General features: G+C 61.4%; 17 protein-coding genes and 1 pseudogene. 12 read left to right on the top strand and 6 right to left on the bottom strand.

What is annotated here, in order from left to right:
- Positions 1 to 117 precede the first annotated feature (117 nt).
- From aceE to JNA92_RS16030, 5 genes are all read left to right on the top strand, one after another.
- Positions 118 to 2,763: a pyruvate dehydrogenase (acetyl-transferring), homodimeric type gene (aceE, locus tag JNA92_RS16050; RefSeq protein WP_241805651.1), complete on the top strand. Its 2,646-nt coding sequence runs from the start codon at positions 118 to 120 to the stop codon at positions 2,761 to 2,763.
- Positions 2,764 to 2,776: 13 nt separating this feature from the next.
- Complete coding sequence (aceF, locus tag JNA92_RS16045; protein ID WP_241805650.1) at positions 2,777 to 4,426, top strand: dihydrolipoyllysine-residue acetyltransferase; 1,650 nt, start codon at positions 2,777 to 2,779, stop codon at positions 4,424 to 4,426.
- 269 nt (positions 4,427 to 4,695) lie between these two features.
- Positions 4,696 to 7,386 carry a putative bifunctional diguanylate cyclase/phosphodiesterase gene (locus JNA92_RS16040; RefSeq protein ID WP_241805649.1) on the top strand — a complete coding sequence of 897 codons (2,691 nt, stop codon included), beginning with the start codon at positions 4,696 to 4,698 and terminating at the stop codon, positions 7,384 to 7,386.
- 165 nt (positions 7,387 to 7,551) lie between these two features.
- Positions 7,552 to 8,220 carry a peptide-methionine (S)-S-oxide reductase MsrA gene (gene msrA, locus JNA92_RS16035; RefSeq protein WP_241805646.1) on the top strand — a complete coding sequence of 223 codons (669 nt, stop codon included), beginning with the start codon at positions 7,552 to 7,554 and terminating at the stop codon, positions 8,218 to 8,220.
- A gap of 3 nt (positions 8,221 to 8,223) precedes the next feature.
- Entirely contained in the window at positions 8,224 to 8,847 is a 624-nt protein-coding gene (locus JNA92_RS16030) for a glutathione S-transferase (protein ID WP_241805645.1), read from the top strand.
- Positions 8,848 to 9,076: 229 nt separating this feature from the next.
- Here the strand turns inward: JNA92_RS16030 and creD are convergent, their stop codons facing one another.
- The 4 genes from creD to JNA92_RS16010 all read right to left on the bottom strand — a co-directional run bounded on the left by creD (position 9,077) and on the right by JNA92_RS16010 (position 13,269).
- Complete coding sequence (creD, locus tag JNA92_RS16025) at positions 9,077 to 10,405, bottom strand: cell envelope integrity protein CreD (RefSeq protein WP_241805643.1); 1,329 nt, start codon at positions 10,403 to 10,405, stop codon at positions 9,077 to 9,079.
- 138 nt (positions 10,406 to 10,543) lie between these two features.
- Entirely contained in the window at positions 10,544 to 11,977 is a 1,434-nt protein-coding gene (gene creC / locus JNA92_RS16020; protein ID WP_241805640.1) for a two-component system sensor histidine kinase CreC, read from the bottom strand.
- Complete coding sequence (gene creB, locus JNA92_RS16015) at positions 11,977 to 12,657, bottom strand: two-component system response regulator CreB (protein WP_241805638.1); 681 nt, start codon at positions 12,655 to 12,657, stop codon at positions 11,977 to 11,979. Before creB ends, creC begins: the two co-directional genes overlap by 1 nt.
- Positions 12,658 to 12,768: 111 nt before the next feature.
- Positions 12,769 to 13,269 (bottom strand): ATP-dependent zinc protease family protein, encoded by a 501-nt coding sequence (locus tag JNA92_RS16010; RefSeq protein WP_012316630.1) that lies wholly within the window; start codon positions 13,267 to 13,269, stop codon positions 12,769 to 12,771.
- A gap of 182 nt (positions 13,270 to 13,451) precedes the next feature.
- On the opposite strand from JNA92_RS16010, the gene JNA92_RS16005 reads away from it, so the two are divergent.
- From JNA92_RS16005 to JNA92_RS15995, 3 genes are all read left to right on the top strand, one after another.
- Positions 13,452 to 14,339 carry an acyltransferase gene (locus tag JNA92_RS16005; protein WP_241805636.1) on the top strand — a complete coding sequence of 296 codons (888 nt, stop codon included), beginning with the start codon at positions 13,452 to 13,454 and terminating at the stop codon, positions 14,337 to 14,339.
- 270 nt (positions 14,340 to 14,609) lie between these two features.
- Positions 14,610 to 15,551 (top strand): RHS repeat-associated core domain-containing protein, encoded by a 942-nt coding sequence (locus tag JNA92_RS16000; RefSeq protein ID WP_347269623.1) that lies wholly within the window; start codon positions 14,610 to 14,612, stop codon positions 15,549 to 15,551.
- Positions 15,526 to 15,840, top strand: a complete 315-nt coding sequence (locus tag JNA92_RS15995) for a hypothetical protein (RefSeq protein ID WP_241805635.1) — start codon at positions 15,526 to 15,528, stop codon at positions 15,838 to 15,840. The genes JNA92_RS16000 and JNA92_RS15995 overlap by 26 nt, the downstream gene beginning before the upstream one ends.
- Positions 15,841 to 15,920: 80 nt before the next feature.
- Here JNA92_RS15995 and JNA92_RS15990 read toward each other — a convergent pair whose 3' ends face one another.
- Positions 15,921 to 16,499 (bottom strand): DUF2780 domain-containing protein, encoded by a 579-nt coding sequence (locus JNA92_RS15990; protein ID WP_241805633.1) that lies wholly within the window; start codon positions 16,497 to 16,499, stop codon positions 15,921 to 15,923.
- A 166-nt stretch (positions 16,500 to 16,665) separates the two neighbouring features.
- Here JNA92_RS15990 and JNA92_RS15985 point away from each other — a divergent pair, with 166 nt between their 5' ends.
- The 4 genes and pseudogenes from JNA92_RS15985 (at position 16,666) to JNA92_RS15975 (ending at position 18,886) form a co-directional block, all read left to right on the top strand.
- The gene (locus JNA92_RS15985) at positions 16,666 to 17,598 is read left to right on the top strand and encodes an RHS repeat-associated core domain-containing protein (RefSeq protein ID WP_241805631.1); all 933 of its coding nucleotides are present in this window, start codon (positions 16,666 to 16,668) and stop codon (positions 17,596 to 17,598) included.
- A gap of 386 nt (positions 17,599 to 17,984) precedes the next feature.
- A pseudogene (locus JNA92_RS26110) lies at positions 17,985 to 18,166 on the top strand (hypothetical protein).
- 96 nt (positions 18,167 to 18,262) lie between these two features.
- Positions 18,263 to 18,526, top strand: a complete 264-nt coding sequence (locus tag JNA92_RS15980; protein ID WP_241805629.1) for a DUF3077 domain-containing protein — start codon at positions 18,263 to 18,265, stop codon at positions 18,524 to 18,526.
- A 150-nt stretch (positions 18,527 to 18,676) separates the two neighbouring features.
- Positions 18,677 to 18,886, top strand: a complete 210-nt coding sequence (locus JNA92_RS15975) for a hypothetical protein (RefSeq protein ID WP_241805628.1) — start codon at positions 18,677 to 18,679, stop codon at positions 18,884 to 18,886.
- Between the two features lie 42 nt (positions 18,887 to 18,928).
- On the opposite strand, the gene fdhA is transcribed toward JNA92_RS15975, so the two are convergent.
- On the bottom strand, positions 18,929 to 20,128 hold the full coding sequence (gene fdhA / locus JNA92_RS15970) for a formaldehyde dehydrogenase, glutathione-independent (RefSeq protein ID WP_241805626.1): 1,200 nt from the start codon (positions 20,126 to 20,128) through the stop codon (positions 18,929 to 18,931).
- Positions 20,129 to 20,321: the final 193 nt, after the last annotated feature.

Genomic DNA, 20,321 nt, shown 5'->3' with positions numbered 1-20,321 from the left:
AAACTACACGCCGCCGGGTCACACTCCGGTAATCCAAGAATTCACGACGTCTGCCCATAAGGCCAGTCGCAAACTCAGGCCCCCGATTCTGGTGGCCTTTCCGCCCTGGAGCAAGCCATGCAAGACCTCGATCCAATCGAAACCCAGGAATGGCTGGATGCCCTGGAGTCGGTCCTCGACAAAGAAGGCGAAGACCGCGCTCATTACCTGATGACCCGCATGGGCGAGCTGGCCACCCGCAGTGGCTCTCAGCTGCCGTACGCGATCACCACGCCATACCGCAACACCATCCCTGTCACCCACGAAGCACGCATGCCTGGCGACCTGTTCATGGAACGCCGCATTCGCTCGATGGTGCGTTGGAACGCGCTGGCCATGGTGATGCGCACCAACCTGAAGGATTCGGACCTGGGCGGCCACATCTCCAGCTTCGCCTCCAGTGCCACCCTGTATGACATCGGCTTCAACTACTTCTTCCAGGCCCCGACCGAAGAACACGGCGGCGACCTGATCTTCTTCCAGGGCCACGCTTCGCCAGGCGTTTACGCCCGTGCCTTCATGGAAGGCCGCATCAACGAAGAGCAGATGAACAACTTCCGTCAGGAAGTGGACGGCAAAGGCCTGTCTTCGTACCCGCACCCATGGCTGATGCCTGACTTCTGGCAGTTCCCGACCGTTTCGATGGGCTTGGGCCCGATCCAGGCGATCTACCAGGCGCGCTTCATGAAGTACCTGGAAGCCCGTGGTTTCATCCCGGCCGGCAAGCAGAAGGTCTGGTGCTTCATGGGCGACGGCGAGTGCGACGAGCCGGAATCCCTCGGTGCCATCGCCCTGGCCGGCCGCGAGAAGCTGGACAACCTGATCTTCGTCATCAACTGCAACCTGCAGCGCCTCGACGGCCCGGTTCGCGGCAACGGCAAGATCATCCAGGAACTCGAAGGCGTGTTCCGTGGCGGCGGCTGGAACGTCAACAAAGTCGTCTGGGGCCGCTTCTGGGACCCACTGCTGGCCAAGGACACCAACGGTGCCCTGCAGCGCCGCATGGACGAAGTCATCGACGGCGAGTACCAGAACTACAAAGCCAAAGACGGCGCGTACGTTCGTGAGAACTTCTTCAACACCCCAGAGCTCAAGGCCATGGTCGAAGACCTGTCCGACGAAGAGATCTGGAAGCTCAACCGTGGCGGTCACGACCCGTACAAGGTCTATGCGGCCTACCACCAGGCGGTCAACCACAAAGAGCAGCCAACCGTCATCCTGGCCAAGACCATCAAGGGTTACGGCACCGGTGCTGGCGAAGCCAAGAACACCGCGCATAACACCAAGAAGGTCGACGTCGACAGCCTGCGCCACTTCCGTGACCGCTTCGACATCCCGGTCAAGGATGCCGACCTTGAGAACCTGCCGTTCTACAAGCCCGAAGAAGGTTCGGCCGAAGCCAAGTACCTGGCCGAGCGCCGCGCAGCCCTGGGTGGCTTCGTACCGCAGCGCCGTGCCAAGAGCTTCAGCGTGCCGACCCCGCCTCTGGAAACGCTGAAAGCGATCCTGGACGGCTCGGGCGACCGCGAAATCTCCACCACCATGGCCTTCGTGCGTATCCTCGCGCAGCTGGTCAAGGACAAGGACATCGGCCAGCGCATCGTGCCGATCATCCCGGACGAAGCCCGTACCTTCGGTATGGAAGGCATGTTCCGCCAGCTGGGCATCTACTCGTCGGTCGGCCAGCTCTACGAGCCAGTCGATAAAGACCAGGTGATGTTCTACCGCGAAGACAAGAAGGGCCAGATCCTCGAGGAAGGCATCAACGAAGCCGGCGCCATGTCGTCGTTCATCGCTGCCGGTACCTCGTACAGCTGCCACAACCAGCCGATGCTGCCGTTCTACATCTTCTACTCGATGTTCGGCTTCCAGCGTATCGGCGACCTGGCCTGGGCCGCTGGCGACAGCCGCACCCGTGGCTTCCTGATCGGCGGCACCGCCGGCCGTACCACCCTCAACGGTGAAGGCCTGCAGCACGAAGACGGTCACAGCCACATGATGGCGGGCACCATCCCGAACTGCCGCACCTATGATCCGACCTACGGCTACGAGCTGGCGGTGATCATCCAGGACGGCATGAAGAAGATGACCGAAGAGCAACAGGACATCTTCTACTACATCACCGTGATGAACGAATCCTACCAGCAGCCAGCCATGCCGGCCGGTGTCGAGCAAGGCATCATCAAGGGCATGTACCTGCTGGAAGAAGATACCCGCGAAGCCGCGCACCACGTTCAGCTGATGGGCTCCGGCACCATCCTGCGCGAAGTCCGCGAGGCGGCGAAGATCCTGCGTGAAGAGTTCAACGTCGGTGCCGACGTGTGGAGCGTCACCAGCTTCAACGAACTGCGTCGCGACGGCCTGGCCGTGGAACGCGCCAACCGCCTCAAGCCTGGCCAGAAGCCTCAGCAGACTTACGTCGAAGAGTGCCTGGCCGGTCGCAAGGGCCCGGTCATCGCGTCCACCGACTACATGAAGCTGTTCGCCGAACAGATTCGCCAGTGGGTACCGAGCAAAGAGTTCAAGGTCCTGGGTACCGATGGCTACGGTCGCAGCGACAGCCGCAAGAAGCTGCGTCACTTCTTCGAAGTCGACCGCCACTTCGTGGTGCTGGCTGCCCTGGAAGCCTTGGCTGACCGTGGCGAGATCGAACCGAAGGTGGTGGCCGACGCCATCGTCAAGTTCGGCATCGATCCGGACAAGCGCAACCCACTGGACTGCTGAGGAGTATTTTTAAGTGAGCGAACTCATTCGCGTACCTGACATCGGCAGCGGTGAAGGTGAAATCATCGAGCTGTTCGTCAAGGTCGGTGACCGTATCGAGGCTGACCAGAGCCTGCTGACCCTGGAGTCCGACAAGGCCTCCATGGAAATCCCGGCCCCCAAGGCCGGTGTCATCAAGGAACTGAAGGTCAAGCTGGGCGATCGCCTGAAAGAAGGCGACGAGCTGCTGGTACTGGAAGCCGAGGGCGCCGCTGCGGCGGCCGAGGCTCCCGCTGCCGCACCTGCCCCTGCCGCCGCTCCGGCTGCCGCTGAAAAGCCAGCTGCCGAAGCCGCCCCTGCGCCGGCTGCAGCCCCTGCTGCCGCCAGCGTGCAGGATATCCACGTACCGGACATCGGTTCGTCGGGCAAGGCCAAGATCATCGAAGTACTGGTCAAGGTCGGCGACACCGTCGAAGCCGACCAGTCGCTGATTACCCTGGAGTCGGACAAGGCCTCCATGGAAATCCCTTCGCCCGCCGCAGGTGTGGTCAAGGAAGTGATCGCCAAGCTGGACGACGAAGTCGGCACCGGTGACCTGATCCTCAAACTGGAAGTTGCAGGCGCCGCTCCGGCTGCTGCACCAGCGCCTGCCGCTGCTGCACCGGCCAAGGCTGAGGCTGAGGCTGCTCCGGCCGCCGCACCTGCTGCCGCTGCTCCAGCTGCTGCCCCTGCACCGGTCGCTACCGCGCCGGCTGCCGGCAGCAACGCCAAGGTTCACGCAGGCCCTGCTGTTCGCCAGCTGGCCCGCGAGTTCGGCGTAGACCTGGGCGCGGTCACCGCGACCGGTCCGCACGGCCGCATCCTGAAAGAAGACGTGCAGGTGTACGTCAAGTCGGTCATGCAGAAGGCCAAGGACGCACCGGCAGCTGCTGGCGCGACCGGCGGCGCCGGCATCCCGCCGATCCCGGTGGTGGACTTCAGCAAGTTCGGTGAAGTGGAAGAAGTGGCGATGACCCGCCTGATGCAGGTCGGTGCCGCCAACCTGCACCGCAGCTGGCTGAACGTGCCGCACGTAACGCAGTTCGACTCCGCCGACATCACCGAGCTGGAAGCCTTCCGCGTGGCGCAGAAGGCCGTGGCCGAGAAGGCTGGCGTCAAGCTGACCGTACTGCCACTGCTGCTCAAGGCCTGCGCCTTCCTGCTCAAGGAACTGCCGGACTTCAACAGCTCGCTGGCGCCAAGCGGCAAAGCCGTGATCCGCAAGAAGTACGTGCACATCGGCTTCGCCGTGGACACCCCGGACGGCCTGCTGGTCCCTGTGATCAAGAACGTCGACCAGAAGAGCCTGCTGCAACTGGCTGCCGAAGCCGCAGCGCTGGCCGAGAAGGCACGCACCAAGAAACTGTCGGCTGACGACATGCAAGGCGCCTGCTTCACCATCTCCAGCCTCGGCCACATTGGCGGCACCGGCTTCACGCCGATCGTCAACGCGCCTGAAGTGGCGATCCTCGGTGTGTCCAAGGCGACCATGCAGCCCGTCTGGGATGGCAAAGCCTTCCAGCCGAAGCTGATGTTGCCGCTGTCGCTGTCCTACGATCACCGTGTGATCAATGGCGCGGCCGCCGCGCGCTTCACCAAGCGCCTGGGCGACGTGCTGGCGGATATCCGCACCATGCTGCTGTAACACGCAGCCAGCCTGCCCTCCCTTGGGGGGCAGGTACCCTTTTCGAGCTGCCACGCTCGTACCTCAACCCCGCCACCTGGCGGGGCTTTTTTTGCCTGTAAGGGCGCGATGAAGCCCCTGCTTTTGCAGGATCGCTAAGGAATCGGCCACCACAGCCGAAAACATATACATGACACCCCTCATGGCCGCTTGCCAGCCTCCGGGACATGATGCAACCTTGCCAGATGCGCCGCCGTCCAGGCCGCGTCACCTCTTCAAGCGAGTCTTCGATGAAAAGCCAACCCGATGCCGCCAGCCGTGTGGCGGCCGAGGTCGTCACGCAGCTTCCCGTGCCTTCACGGCTCGGCATGCTGCGTTTCGAAAGGCTCAACGAAGCCACTTGGGCAATGCTTTACCTCGACCCGGCCTGCGAACGCCAGTTCGGGCTAGCGGCTTCCCAGCTGTGCGCGCTGGTCGATTCACCGTATGCCAGCCTGATGGAGCCTGAGGCCCGCTACCGGCTGCATGACGAGATTCAGCGGCAACTGAGCACCCGTGGCTATTACCGTGTGCGCTACACCCTGCATGCCCAGCCGCGCTCGCTGCGCCTGCTCGAAGCGGGTGAAGCCTACAGGCAGCACAACCGCCAACTGTTGCGCGGGTTTCTGACGGTACTCGACGACCTGCCCGAAGAGGCTGTCGAAGTGGATGCCGACGACCTTGAATCGCGTAACAGCCGCCTGCAACTTGCCCTGCAGCTGAACCAGCGCGCCCAGCAGGAACAGCTGGAACACCTCGAGCGCGTGCGCAGCCAGCAGGACCTGATCCTGCGCCTCGCCCGCCAGCGCTACAGCGCGGAAAATTCGCTGCTCGAAGCCGCCCAACTGATAACCCGCAGCGCCTGCGAGATCTACAAGGTGGACTGCGCCAGCATCTGGCACCTGGAAGACCAGCGCCTGGAGCCGATCAGCGCCTGGTTGCGCAGCGAGCAAGTGCATCGCCTGCCCGAGCCCATCGATGCCAGCCGCTTCCCCGACTACCTCGATGCCCTGCACGCCAGCCGCGCCATCGATGCCCACAACGCCAACCACGACCCGCGCACCCGTGAACTGGCCGAGAGCCTCTACGCCGACAACAATGCCATGCTCGATGCCAGCATCCGCGTCGATGGCCAGGTGGTTGGCGTGCTGTGCCTGGAGCAGACCGGCCAGCCGCGGACCTGGCAGTCGGACGAAATCGCCTTTGCCGGTGAGTTGGCCGACCAGTTCGCCCAGGTCATCACCAACCATAACCGGCGCACCGCCGCCAGCGCCCTGCACTTGTTCCAGCGCGCGGTGGAGCAAAGCGCCAGCGCCTTCCTGCTGGTCAACCGCGACGGCGTGGTGGAGTACGTCAACCCAAGTTTCACCGCGATCACTCAATACAGCACCGATGAAGTACAAGGCCACCACCTGGCAGAGTTGCCGGCGCTGGAGAACCTCAGCGAACTGCTGTTCGACACCCCGTCGAGCCTGGCCATGGGCAACAGCTGGCAGGGCGAATTCAAAAGCCGGCGCAAGAACCTTGAGCCCTACTGGGGCCAGCTGTCGATTTCCAAGGTGTATGGCGACAACCGTGAGCTCACCCATTACATCGGCATCTACGAAGACGTCACCCAGACCAAGCTGGCCCAGCAGCGCATCGAGCGCCTGGCCTACACCGACAACCTGACCAACCTGGGCAACCGCCCGGCGTTCATCCGCAGCCTTGACGAGCGCTTTGCCCGGGATGAGCAGAGCCCGATCTGCCTGCTGCTGGTGGATATCGACAACTTCAAGCGGATCAACGACAGCCTTGGCCACCAGACCGGTGACAAGCTGCTGATCAGCCTGGCCCGGCGCCTGCGTAACAGCCTGAGCGTTGGCGGCGTGCTGGCCCGCTTCGCCAGTAACGAATTCGCCGTGCTGCTCGACGACACCAGCCTGGAAGACGGCCAGGGCGTCGCCCAGCAGCTGCTGCGCACCCTCGACAAGCCGATGTTCGTCGACAACCAGTTGATCAACGTGACCGCCTCGGTAGGCCTGGCCTGCGCGCCGCTGCACGGCAGTGACCCGACCACCCTCATGAAAAATGCCGGCCTTGCCCTGCACAAGGCCAAGGCCAACGGCAAGCATCAGGTGCAGGTATTCACCGAAGTGCTCAATGCCGAAGCCAGCTACAAGCTGTTCGTCGAGAACAACCTGCGCCGCGCCTTGACCCAGAACGAGCTGGAGGTGTTCTACCAGCCCAAGCTGTGCCTGCGCAGTGGCCGCCTGCTGGGGCTCGAAGCACTGCTGCGCTGGAACCACCCCGAGCGCGGCATGATCCGCCCGGACCAGTTCATCAGCGTGGCGGAAGAAACCGGCCTGATCATCCCCATCGGCAAGTGGGTGGTGCGCCAGTCGTGCCGTATGAGCCAGCAACTGCGCGAGGCCGGCATGGGCAACCTGCACGTGGCCATCAACCTGTCGCCCAAGCAGTTCTCCGACCCCGACCTGGTGGCGTCGATCGCCTCGATCCTCCATGAAGAAGCCCTGCCTGCGCACCTGCTGGAGCTGGAGCTGACCGAGGGCCTGCTGCTGGAAGCTACCGAGGATACCCACCGTCAGCTCGACGAGCTGAAGGCACTGGGCCTGACCCTGGCCATGGATGACTTCGGCACCGGTTATTCGTCGCTGAGCTACCTGAAGAAATTCCCGATCGACATCATCAAGATCGACCGCAGCTTCATCAACGAAATCCCCGACAACCAGGACGACATGGAGATCACCTCGGCGGTGGTGGCCATGGCCCACAACCTCAAGCTCAAGGTGGTGGCAGAAGGGATCGAGACGCCTGAGCAGCTGGCCTTCCTGCGCCGGCATCGTTGCGATGTGGGCCAAGGGTATCTGTTCGACCGGCCGATCCCGGGGCGGGAGCTGGCCGAACGACTCAAGCGCTATCCGCGCGGTCCAATGGCCTGACAGCTGCGTAATCCTCGGGCACTATAGAGCCCATTCGGGCCTCATCGCCGGCAAGCCGGCTCCCACAGGTAGGCACCGTTAGCAACGCCTGTGGGGTTGCTGGTGTAGCCGGCGTGCCGGCGATGAGGCCACATCCTGTCCAACTGAAAACACAGAGGAACGGCCATGGTCCTGCGTTCGGAAATCCTGGTGAACAAAAACGTCATGCCAACCGCGGAACAGGCCCTGCCTGGCCGCGAAACGCCAATGTCCCTGCCCGAGTTCCACTACGTCTTCAAAGACACCCCGCTGCTCGGCCCGTTCTTTGAAGGCAGCGTCGACTTCGCGATCTTCGGCCTGGGTTGCTTCTGGGGCGCCGAGCGCCGCTTCTGGCAGCGTGAAGGCGTGGTCAGCACCGTGGTCGGCTATGCGGGCGGCTTTACCCCCAACCCCACCTACGAAGAAGTCTGCTCGGGCCTGACTGGCCACACTGAAGTCGTCCTGGTGGTGTTCGACAAGGACAAGGTCAGCTACCGCGAGTTGCTGGCGATGTTCTGGGAACTGCACAACCCGACCCAGGGCATGCGCCAGGGCAACGACGTCGGCACCCAGTACCGCTCGGCCATCTACTGCACCTCGCCCCAGCAGCTCGAAGACGCCAAAGCCAGCCGCGACGCCTTCCAGGCCGAGCTGAACAAGGCCGGTTTCGGCGAGATCACCACCGAAATCGACCAGGCGCCGACCGTGTACTTCGCCGAGGCTTACCACCAGCAGTACCTGGCCAAGAACCCAGACGGCTACTGCGGTATCGGCGGCACCGGTGTGTGCCTGCCACCCAGCCTGCAGGGCAACTGAACCATGAGCACGATGACCCTGTTCCACTCACCGCTGTCGCCATTCGTGCGCAAGGTGATGGTCGTGCTGCACGAGACCGGGCAGCTTGAGCGCGTGGCGCTGCAGGGGGTGAACATCACCCCGGTCAGCGGCGATGACCAGCTCAACCACGGCAACCCGATCGGCAAGATCCCGGCCCTGCGCCTGGAAGATGGCACTGTGCTGCATGACAGCCGGGTCATCTGCGAATACCTCGACCTGCAGCATGTCGGCCTGCCGCTGCTGCCGCGCGAGGGCTCGGCGCGCTGGCGGCGCATGACGCTGGTGTCGCAGGCCGACGCGATCATGGATGCGGCGGTTTCCAGCCGCTATGAGAGCGTCCTGCGGCCTGAGGACAAGCGCTGGGACGGCTGGCTCGAAGCGCAGCGGGAGAAAATCCGCCGCAGCCTGGCCAACCTGGAGCAGGAGCACCTGGCTGAACTGATATCCGGCTTTGATCTGGCCGCGATTGGCGTGGCCTGTGCGCTGGGCTACCTGGACTTGCGCCAGCCCGATTTCGGCTGGCGCGAGCGGCAGCCAGGGTTGGCGGCGTGGTATGCCGAGGTGGCCAAGCGCCCGTCGATGGTCGCCACAGCACCGATCGCCTGATACAGCGCGATCGCCGGCAAGCCGGCTCCCACCGGCATCGCGCCAGCTTTTGCACGTTGAGCAAGACAGTTGCCCCCACAGGGATGTGGACTGCCCTTCAGAACTGCAGCGAACCTGTGGGGCTTGCCGGCGATTGCTCTGCATGGCAACCATCGGCCTCAGCGGGGCATCACGGGAAACAGCTGCCCAATCCTGTGAGCCAGCCACCGCCCGATCTCTCTGTCCTCCCTCATGCCGCCCTCCCCACCCGGGCCCAGTCCAGGCGACGGGTCAGCACCATGAACACACCCAGCAAGCCAAAGCACAGCAGCGAGCCCATCAACAGCGCATAGTCCTCGGCACTGAGCAGCCCGTAGAGCAGTGCGTACAACACCGCCAACCCCGCCGCAAAGCTCACGCCACGCATCAGGCTGCGCAATACGTGGCTCAGGTAGAAGCCGAGCAGCGACACGCAGGCCGAGGCTGACAGGCCATACGCCAGGCCAAAACCGATGTGCTCGGACAACGAAAGCAACAGCAGGTAGAAGAACGCCAGAGCCACCCCCACCAGGGTGTACTGCACGGGGTGCACGCTGAGGTTCTTCAGCACCTCGAACAGGAAGAAACCGGCAAAGGTCAGGGCGATGAACAACAACGCGTACTTGATGGCCCGCTCACTCTTGAGGTACTGGTCCACCGGGTCGATGAAACTCACCCCGAAGGTCCGCTCGCTGAACTCCGCACACTGCCCGCTGCCGGCACATTGGCGCAGGGCATCTTCAAGGTTGGTGGCGAAGAATGAGGTCTGCCAGTGCGCGCTGAAGCCTTTGTCGTCGATTTCGCGGCGGCTTGGCAGGTAACTGCCAACGAAGCTGGGGTGCGGCCAGTTGGCCCGCATGTCCACGCTGCTGGTGCGGCCCACTGGCAACAGGTGCAGTTGCCCGGTGCCTTGCAGTGCCAGATCGAAACCGTAGGTGAACGCGCGGGCCTGCTGGCCATCCAGTTGCGGCAGCGCGACGTGCACGCCACTGCGCAGCCAGTCCAGCCTGGTCCCGGCTTCGAACGCCAGGCGCTGGCCATCGATGTCGAGTTCCAGGGCATTTTCAATGCCGCGAATGTCGCTTATGCCGACCACCAGAAACGGCTTGTCGAAGCGGTAGTCGTCGAAGTCCTTGTCGATGCCCCAGCGCTCCGGCAGCTGAAAACGGCCCGCAAGTCGCCCTTTGGCATGGAACAGCCGCGCCTGGTAGATACCCCGCGCCCGCAGTTCGGTGTCCACGCCGAGGTCGGCATCGAAGGTTTCCGGGAGGAAATACAGGTGGCCGGCGACAGTGCTGGTTTCCTGCACGCTCTGGCCGCCCTTGTCGATCCAGCGGCGCTGCACCTTGCGGTATGGCACCACCAGCAGCGGCCCGCTGATCTGCTGGTCGAAACTGGCGCTACGGGCGATGTCCTGCAGTACGTTGTCACGCAGGGCCTGGCGTTCATCGATCAGGCCGTTGATCAGCAGCAATGGGATGAGCAGCAGCATGATGAGCACGGCGATCATGCCGAGTTTGTAACCGAGGGTCTTGTTCATAGGGGCCTCCATTGGCAGTGGGCGCAGTGTCTGCGCCTTGCATGGAGGCATTGAGGAGCGTGTGTGGAGATCGTGTGTATTTTCGAGGGCCAAATCGCTGGCAAGCCAGCGATGGGCTGCAAAGCAGCCCCAGCAATCTCAGCTGATGCGCCGCACCGGCAGCCATAACCGCACCCGGACCCCGCCATCGACGTTGTCCACCGCCAGCGACCCACCATGCAGTTGCATCACCTCATCCACAAAGTTCAGCCCCAGCCCGGTGCTCTTGCGCCCACTCCCCGGCCGCGGCAGCGAATAGAAACGCTCGGCAACCCGGCCGATGGCATACGCGGGTATCGCCTCCCCCTGATTGAACAGGCTCAGCGCCACCCGCTCGCCATCGCGTTCCAGCTCGAACAGCAGCGCCCCGGCCGGCGGGGTGAAATCCAGCGCATTGTCGAGCAAGTTGGCCAGCGCCTGGCGCATGAGAAACGGATCGCACAGCAGCCACATCCCTGCCGGCACCCGCTGGCGCACCTGCAGGCCGTTTGCGTCGATGCGTGCGGCATGCGCCAGCAGCAGCTCATCGACCAGCGCCGCCAAGGCAACTTGCTGCTCCTCTTCCAGCGCCTGCATCTGCTCGACGCGCGCCAGGTTGAGCAAACGTTCGATCATCTGCTGCAGCCGCTCGCTTTCACGCTCGATGTTGCCGGCAAAGCGCGCCCGCTGTTCGGCAGGCATATCACCCTGGAGCAATTCAGACGCGCCGCGTATAGCCGCCAGCGGGCTCTTCAACTCGTGCGTCAGGGTGTGAACGTAGCGTTCCACATACGCCTTGCCCTCAAGCTGTGTGCGCATGCGCTCCACCGCATTGGCCAGGTGCGCCAGCTCACCGCCCTTGTAGTAAGGCAACGCGGCGCGCTGGCCTTCGCTGACCGCCTGCGCATAGCGGGCCAGCCGGCGCAGGGAGCGGGCCAGCCACCAAGACAGCGCAGCGCCGATCAACAGGCCCATGCCGATCAGCCCCACCCCCAGGCCAAGCAAGCGCTGCTCGGAGCGGTCGATGTACGGTTGCAGCGAGCTGTTGGGCTTGGCCACTGTGACCACGCCGATAACCTGCCCCTGGTCTACGATCGGCGCGGCCACGTGCATCACCGAGGTGCTTTCATCCTCTTCCACGCTGCGAGTGGAACGAGCACCGTACTGGCCGCGCAGCGTCAGGTACACATCATTCCAGCGCGAATAGTCCTTGCCCAGGTCCTGGCCGCTGGAATCGAGCAGCACGATGCCTTTGGCATCGGTCACATAGATGCGGTGGCTGACCTGGTTCTTGGCCAGGCCCCAGATCTGTGCGCCCGGGCTGCGCAAGCCGTACGCCTTGAGCACCTCAGGCAGGCGGCTCTGGGCCAGGGTACCGGCCTTGACGTCATCGTGGAGGATCTCGGCCAGGAGGTTGGCCGTGTCGACCAGGGTTTCCTCGGAAGACTGGCGTACCACAGGGCGGATCTGCTCGCGCACGGTATTGAGCAGGAAGTAACCGGCCAAGCCGACGAACAGGAAGTACACCAGAAAGATCCGGATGCCCAGGCGCATCAGGCGTGTTCCGGGCTGTAGCTGTAACCCAGGCCGCGGTGGGTCTGGATCGGCTCGGCGTCGGCAGCTACCTGGCGCAGCTTGGCACGCAGGCTCTTGATGTGGCTGTCGATGGTGCGTTCATAACCGACGTCGGAGGCCACCCCCAGGGCATCGAGCAACTGTTCGCGGCTGAACACTCGTTGTGGCTGTTCGAGCAGGCACTGCAACAGGCGGAACTCATGGCGCGTCAGCACCAGTGGCTGAGCGCGATAGCTGATTTGCATGCGCAGGGTATCGAGCTGGAACAGCGGCGCCTCGGTGGTAGTTTCTTGCCGCGGCGCCATGCGCTTGAGGATCGCACGAACCCGCGCCGCCACTTCACGCGGGCTGAAGGGTTTGACCACGTAGTCATCGGCACCGATCTCCAGGCCGACCACACGGTCGATTTCACCATCACGCGCACTGAGGAACATCACCGGCACCTCACTGAAGCGGCGCAGCTGGCGACAGGTTTCGAAACCACTGATATCGGGCAGTCCGATGTCGAGGATGATCAGGTCGGCAGGGCGCAGCCGCTGTTGCTCCAGGGCTACACCGCCGAGGGTCACCCATTCGGTGCTATGGCCATCGGCCTGCAAGGCGTAGACCAAGGTATCGGCGATGGCGGCTTCGTCTTCGACGATGAGGATGTGGGGCATCTGAGCTGCAAGCCTCAAGCTTCAAGCTTCAAGTAAAAGCGGATCGCATGAACTTACACCGATCTGCTTTAACTTGCAGCTTGTAGCTTGTAGCTTGCGGCTCGCGACTGCTCAGCAGTCAGGCTTGCCCGCAGTGAACCGTTTTGCCGGATTTACCGCGGCCTTGAATTCGCGCAACGCCTTGGCACCCACCAGCAATGGGTAGTTGAAGCTGCTGCGGTCGACCAGGTTCACTTCCACGGTGCGCTTCTCATCACCCAGGCACAATTCAAGGTCGATTACCGGCCGGCGCGACAGCTCGGGCGCATCGCCTTCGTCGTCTTCGTCAGCGCGGTTCTTGATCTTGCTGATCCGCGAAACCTTATGCTCGTAGACCTTGCCGTCGGACTCTTTGGTCGCCAAGCGGAAACGCACCCAGTCCTCGCCGTCGCGCGTGAAGCGCTCGATGTCCTTGGCCGACAACGAAGCGGTGTAAGCCCCGGTATCCATCTTGGCCTTCAGGGTTTCGCCCAGCTCAGGCAAAGAAATGTTCTCGTAACGGCCGTAAAGCGTAGGTTCCGCGGCCATTACCGGCAGCGCCAACAGCGACAACAGGGCTAGCATTGGTTTCACAGGCAGGCTTCCTTGAAAGGGTTGTGTGCTTAGACTGTGCAGGCAGGATAGGTTCGCTGTCACAAGGGTAAACAACATAATGTGAAACATTTGTCCTGGCCGCTGGGCATTGGACATTTGGCGTAGGCTGCGGCGCTGCTTATCATTGCCGCCCGTTCAAATCCCACAACAAGAGTTTCCCTATGCGTCGCCTGCTGACCGGCATTCTTACGACCACCCTGCTGCTGCTCAACACCGTGGTGCTGATCTGCCCGCTGCTGGTCTTCGCTCTGCTCAAACTGGTGCTGCCGGGCCGTTGGCGTGACTACGCCTCCGCTGCCGTGATGTGGGTCGCTGAAGCCTGGTCGGAAATCGACAAGGCCATTTTCGCCTTGTGCATCCCAACCCAGTGGGACATCCGCGGCGTCGAAAACCTGCGTAAAGACACCTCCTACCTGGCCGTGAGCAACCACCAGAGCTGGGTAGACATTCCCGCGCTGATCGAAAGCCTCAACCGCCGAACGCCGTTCTTCAAGTTTTTCCTCAAGAAGGAGCTGATCTGGGTACCCCTGCTGGGCCTGGCCTGGTGGGGCCTGGATTACCCATTCATGAAGCGCTACAGCAAGGCGTTCCTGGAGAAACACCCCGAGCTCAAGGGCAAGGACCTGGAGATCACCAAAGCGGCCTGTGAGCTGTTCAAGCGCCAGCCGGTGACCGTGGTGAACTACCTGGAGGGCACCCGGTTTACTGAAGCCAAGCGCCAGGCACAACAGTCACCGTACCGCTACCTGCTCAAGCCGAAGGCAGGGGGCGTGGCGTTTGTACTGGCGGCGCTGGGCGAGCAGCTAGATGCGCTGCTGGACGTGACCATCGTGTACCCCGGCAACAAGGCACCGGGGTTCTGGGACCTGCTCAACGGCAGCATCAGCCGCGTGGTTATCGACATTCAGGTGCGTGAACTGGACCCGGCATTGTGGGCCGGGGATTACGAGAATGACCCGGCATTCCGCCAGACCGTGCAGGCTTGGGTGAATCAGCTGTGGATCGAGAAGGACCAGCGGATCGAGCGGTTGCGAAGCGAGATGGATTGAGCGTGGCGCACCTGTGAGGGCTCTTGCGCGGGTTCCCCGCACCACCCAGATTGCGCAAGGCCTGTAGCAGCGTTAGCCGCGGTTGCTTTGGGCCTGACATTATCTGGAGCTTTGCGTCGGTCGTGCCGACCTCATCGCCGGCAAGCCGGCTCCCACAGGTTTCGCGGCGGGCTGTAGAACTAGTATTCCTGCCAGTTTTAAATATCCCTGCGCCTGCTCAGAATGGACTCTTGGCAACCCCTCTCACTCAGTGCCGCAGGGACATGAGTCATGCTTACAGCATCAACCCGCTCGTTATACTTCTATCGCGCCGAAAGGCCCATCATGATCATGCTAGGCGACAGGCACCGCACAATTCTCCGCGCGTACGCCATCCCACTCGCCGAGCAACAATCGGATGGCCAAGGCCCTTGCTTACTGGCAGTAGAAGATAACGGCACCGTGTTACAGGTCCAACAAATTGGCCACGCTGAGCCTCACCTCTACACCGCCTACGGCCATGACCCGAGACTGCCATCGCAATTGACATTGCTTGGGTTCAATGGAGAAGCGTATATCTCATTACGCTGCGACTACCCATTGGGGAATGGCTATCGATCCTATAGCCCTGAGAGGATGCGCTTTAACTCACCCGACAGTTTGAGCCCATTTGGACGTGGTGGGCTGAATGCGTATTGCTATTGCGAGGATGACCCAGTGAACAACGTGGATCCCAGTGGAAGAACCCCGATAGGAATGCTCTGGAGACCTCGCTCGCTCCCCCATATTCCGACCCCCCCCCAAGCGACACACCCTTTACCCCGCCGAGCGACACTCCCTTTAGTCGGGCAAGCGCAAACGCATACTGCCTCAGCGCACGAAAGCATGGTAGGCCCCGCACACCGTGGGCACGCGTCCAGCCTGACAATAATGCGCCCAGCACGCGAATCTACACTGGCTTCAGCGAACGGAGGCGCGGCCCCTACATTTACTATCGATCCGATACAATCCAGCCAGGCCGAGAGCCGGCATACGTCCAGGGACTCGACTCCGCCTGAAAGCCGATCACCCAGTCCTATGTTAAGGCGTACAAAGCCCTATTTCGTGGAGATTGTCGACGGCGTTCGTGGAAGTCCCTACTACAGCCCTAGGCATGATCCGATACCAAAACCTAAATTTTTACGGGGCGAAGATCCTTCGGATTTGAATGTCCTCCAACCCAGACCCTTTTAGAACTATAGGAAATCATCTGATCACTGAAAAAAAGAGCGATCAGCATTGCACCATCTTCCGCACTGGGCACCAGCCGCTGGCAAAGCTCAGCAAAGACCAGGCGCAAGATGGTGGCCCGCTGGCCACCGGTGACGAAGGCTTTATCTTCATCGTGGACGGCCAGCCGAACAGCCACACAAGAGCCCTTCCCGCTGAGGGGCTCTTTGCAGCATCAAAACGTCAAGCGGCGCCCCGCAACTTGCGCGGGCCGATCAAGAGACTTTTCGGCACACCTGCATCGACTGTGTAGCACTCTGTCGGCGCCGAAACTGGCAATCCCTGGTGCTGTTGCGCCCAAGCCCTAGCCTACTCTGCGAATCGGCTTCTACCTTAGACAGACGGCTGTTGTACCAGCGGCGCCGGTGTAGTCCACAGGCTACCAAGGTTCTGCAGCAGCGATCCGGCAATGCCCTGCTGCCCCAGGTACTGGAGGATCAGCGGAGCGAACTGGCCGATCATGCCGGTATCCATCCCTAGCGCCTTGAACGCTGCATCCAGGTCCGTACGATTTTCAACGTCGTTGCCCAGTGCCTTGCTCAGGGCCGACTGGTTTTCGCTGTTGTTGCCCAGCAGTTCGCCCAGGCCACTGAGGCCACCCAAGGCATTGGCACCGGAAAGCAGGTCGAGCCCCGGCACGGCCTTGGTCAACTGGCCGTAGTCGTCGCTACTGAGGTTGTTGCGCGCCAGCCCCAGCATCGCCCCTGCGCCGCCCACAGCCTGTTCCGGGGTGATGTTCAGTTCACTGCCCAGGGTATTGAGCAGGTTGGCCTGCGCCTCAGGCGCCTGCACCTGGGCTTGCTGATTCTGGTTTTGCATGGCCGAGACGGCATTGGCGGCATCGCTGAGGTTGAAGGCGAACACCGGGCTTGCGGCCAGGGTCATCAGGGTTGCCAGAGTGAATGCTTTCATCGGGAGGGACCTCTTTGACCGGGAATGGCCTGGGAAACGATCGATTGGACTGAATATTCAGGCGGTGGTTCCTGCCTGTATGTCACCTGTCAAAAATGCCAGTTGAAGCCGAATTCACTAGGGCGCACATTGGAGGCCTTCTATAGCTCATTGAAGAATTGAACCCATGGCGACCAATACGGAAAAAGAAGTTTCGAGCCCAGATTCGCCAGCAGAGAGTCGGGGAACCGCGCTGGAAGGGAAAGTTATGCACTTTTACCAAAATGATCACTTGGCAACTGAGCTTTCTGAGAACGCAACGCGAAGTATCTTATGGTCCGATGACATAGCGCTCGCTCAACTAGACAAGTCGAAAGCATGCGCCTTATTAGAGGTAGACCAAGCGAACTCTGTATTGGGCATGCGCTCTGAAACAATGGCCTATTCACCTTATGGGCATGGTGAACCTGGCCATGCTGACGCATTGCTCGCCTTCAACGGGCAACGACGCCACCTCGATATAGAAGCGTATCTTTTGGGCAATGGCACTCGGATGTATCGTCCCGCGCTCCTACGTTTTTCCAGCCCCGACATCTATAGCCCATTTGACGAAGGTGGCCTGAATATTTACGCGTACTGCAAAGGCGATCCTATCAACAACATTGATCCATCAGGAAATATCCCCCGCTTCATCCGCAGCGTTTTCAAAGGCTTCCGTAATATTTTCCGTCAAAGAACTCCACAAACCAAGCAGCCTCCGATAGCCGTAAATATTCAGACGTCGGTGCAGGCTATTCCTAACCAGACTAAATCGTTGCCAGCGATTCCTGAAAATGCTCAACTGAAAGGACAAAATAAATCAAAAAGCCCTTCCCAGCGCAGGTGGGACGCGAAACAGAGGCAATTGCAGAAACGTGATATAAAACGATTGGAACGCGAGTTAGACACTCTTCAAATCCAAGAGTCCAGATACAAGTCAGCCATGACTGAACAGCTAAGCAGGGGAAACAACGCTAAGTATGAAAAAGCATCATTAGCGCGTACAAGGGAGGCCATCAAGGTTTATAAAACACGCATCCGTGAATTGGACAGCGACAACGCAGCTCTGCGCCGCGGATAATGAGCAATCATGAGCACTAATGTTTAGGCCAACACCTCAGCGGACTCGACCGAGACTATCCAGACAGCGCTGCGGTCGACTTATTCAAATAAATCCAGGAATCTTCCGCTTACATGTAGGACGTTTCTGAATTACAGTCCCAAGCCGCTTGAGCCATTGCGATGATCTGGGCTCGGCACTAGTCTCGGGCGGTCGCTGCGAAATCAGCGACCGGCTTTGACAGGCCGCCTTGGTATGAATCACATGGCTCGCTCTTATGGCAGCTGTGCATGGGGCACTTCGTGTGCGCCGGGTTTTGGTTCACCTACCGGTCTGTCAACCCATGTACAGCTGCCACCAATTGTTTGACAGCAGATGGTGATGGCCCTCATTCAAGGTGTTCCATCATGCTTAAGATTGTCCCCGATCCACCCCACACGTCGCGCATCAGGCGCTTCTGCTGCAGCCCAAGTCGCCGGTTTCGATATTGATGATGGCCACGATGCATGAACTCGAAACGCTGCGGGTGCTGCTTGAGACGGCGTTGGTCCAAGTGCAGCTGCCGGCGGAGCCGCGAACGCTGCACTGAGGCTTGTATCGGCTGGGCTGGCCCTTCGCGGATAAATCCGCTTCTACAAGGATTGCGCAGGGCCTGGCAGTCGAGAACCTTCAGGGAGATTGAAATATGACCAGCGAAGACACCAAGACCACCGTAGGCAAGACTTTTTTCTACCAGGGCGAAGGCCAGACCCACCCGCTGTTCTGCATTGCGCCGGGCATCCCCTGCCAGAGCGCACGCGAACAGGCATCGGAACTACTGGGCTATGTACGAGATTTGACCATAGACGGCCTGATGGAAAACAAGCCGCAGTTGCTGTGGGCTTCACATTATCTGAGCGCGCTAGCCAAGGCGCTGATGGATAATGCCGAGCTGGGTATGATGCGCTGAGCCTTGTGCTGGCCTCATCGCCGGCAAGCCGGCCACACAGCCTGCATGAGCTTCGAAAACTGTTATTTTTGCCAGTATCAAAATTCCTGCGGCTGGTCAGAATGGGCTTTGAGCAGAGCCTCTTCATCCAGCTCGACAGGGACTTGAACCATGAGCAAAGCACCGAAGCGTTCGCTTTACTTCTACCAGGGCGACATGCTCATCACCGTGAAGCAAGGCGACCAGCATCGCGCCATCTTCCGTAATGCGGAACAACCGTTGGCAGAGGTGAATACGGAAGGAACCCACACCAGCGGCTTGCTGGCCACCGATGACAAAGGCTCTGTCCTGGTTGTGCAAGAGGCAAGCGAGCAGCCATAAAAGAGCCCCTCATATTAAGGGGCTCTTTGTTACTTCACGCAATCACGCCGCGCCCCACATCTTGTGCGGGTCGATCACAAACTTCTTCGGCACCCCCGCATCAAACTCGCCATACCCTTCCGGCGCCTGATCCAGGTTGATCACCTGCACGCCTACCACCTCGGCGATATTGATGCGGTCCCACATGATCGCCTGCATCAATTGGCGGTTGTACTTCATGGTTGGGGTCTGGCCGGTGTGGAAGCTGTGCGATTTTGCCCAGCCCAAGCCGAAGCGGATGCTCAGCGCGCCAATCTTGGCGGCGGCATCGACCGCGCCCGGGTCTTCGGTCACATACAGGCCCGGAATACCGATGTTGCCGGCAACGCGGGTGACCTGCATCAGCGAGTTCAGCACCGTGGCTGGGGCTTCGTGCTTGGCACCTTCGTGGCCATGGCCACGTGCCTCGAAGCCAACGGCGTCGACGGCGCAGTCCACTTCAGGCTCGCCGAGGATGTCGACAATCTGCTCGTGCAGCGGGGTGTCCTTGGACAGGTCGACCACTTCGAAGCCTTGCGCTTTGGCATGCGCCAGGCGGGCCGGGTTCAGGTCACCGACGATGACGCAGGCAGCGCCGAGCAGGCGCGCCGAGGCAGCGGCGGCCAGGCCGACTGGGCCGGCACCGGCAACGTAAACGGTGCTGCCTGGGCCTACGCCAGCCGTCACGGCACCGTGATAGCCGGTGGGCAGAATGTCGGACAGGCAGGTCAGGTCACGGATCTTCTCCATGGCCTTGTCGCGATCCGGCAGCTTCAGCAGGTTGAAGTCGGCGTACGGTACCAGCACATATTCCGCCTGGCCGCCGGTCCAGTCGCCCATGTCGACATAGCCGTAGGCACCGCCGGCGCGGGCCGGGTTGACGGTGAGGCAGACACCGGTGTGCATCTCTTTGCACGAGCGGCAGCGGCCGCAGGCGACGTTGAACGGCACCGATACCAGGTCGCCGATTTTCAGGCGTTCGACATCACGCCCCATCTCGACGATTTCACCGGTGATTTCGTGGCCCAGGACCAGGCCGACCTGGGCAGTGGTGCGGCCGCGGACCATGTGCTGGTCGGAGCCGCAGATGTTGGTGGAGACCACCTTGAGGATGACGCCGTGCTCGATCTTCTTGCCGCGCGGGTCCTGCATCTTCGGGTAGTCGATCTTCTGCACCTCGACCTTGCCAGCGCCCAGGTACACCACTCCACGATTGCCTGACATGCTCTTACCTCGCTTGATTTGTATTTATGCAGCGTTGGTTGAAGCGCCGCCGTCCATGGGCGACATGTGTTACTGGAATGCAGAGAATTGTGGGCTTGATGGGGCGCGAGGCACTGACTGAAAGCGACAGGGGAATGCCTTTTTACGGCAGGCCGAACGGGGTGGGGCCCATCGCCGGCTTGCCGGCGATGAG

Origin of the sequence: Pseudomonas putida, assembly GCF_022627325.1 — a bacterium.
Classification (GTDB): Bacteria; Pseudomonadota; Gammaproteobacteria; order Pseudomonadales; family Pseudomonadaceae; genus Aquipseudomonas; species Aquipseudomonas putida_X.
The sequence above is the reverse complement of the archived record's forward strand: the minus strand, read 5'-3'. Positions and strand labels throughout refer to the sequence as shown.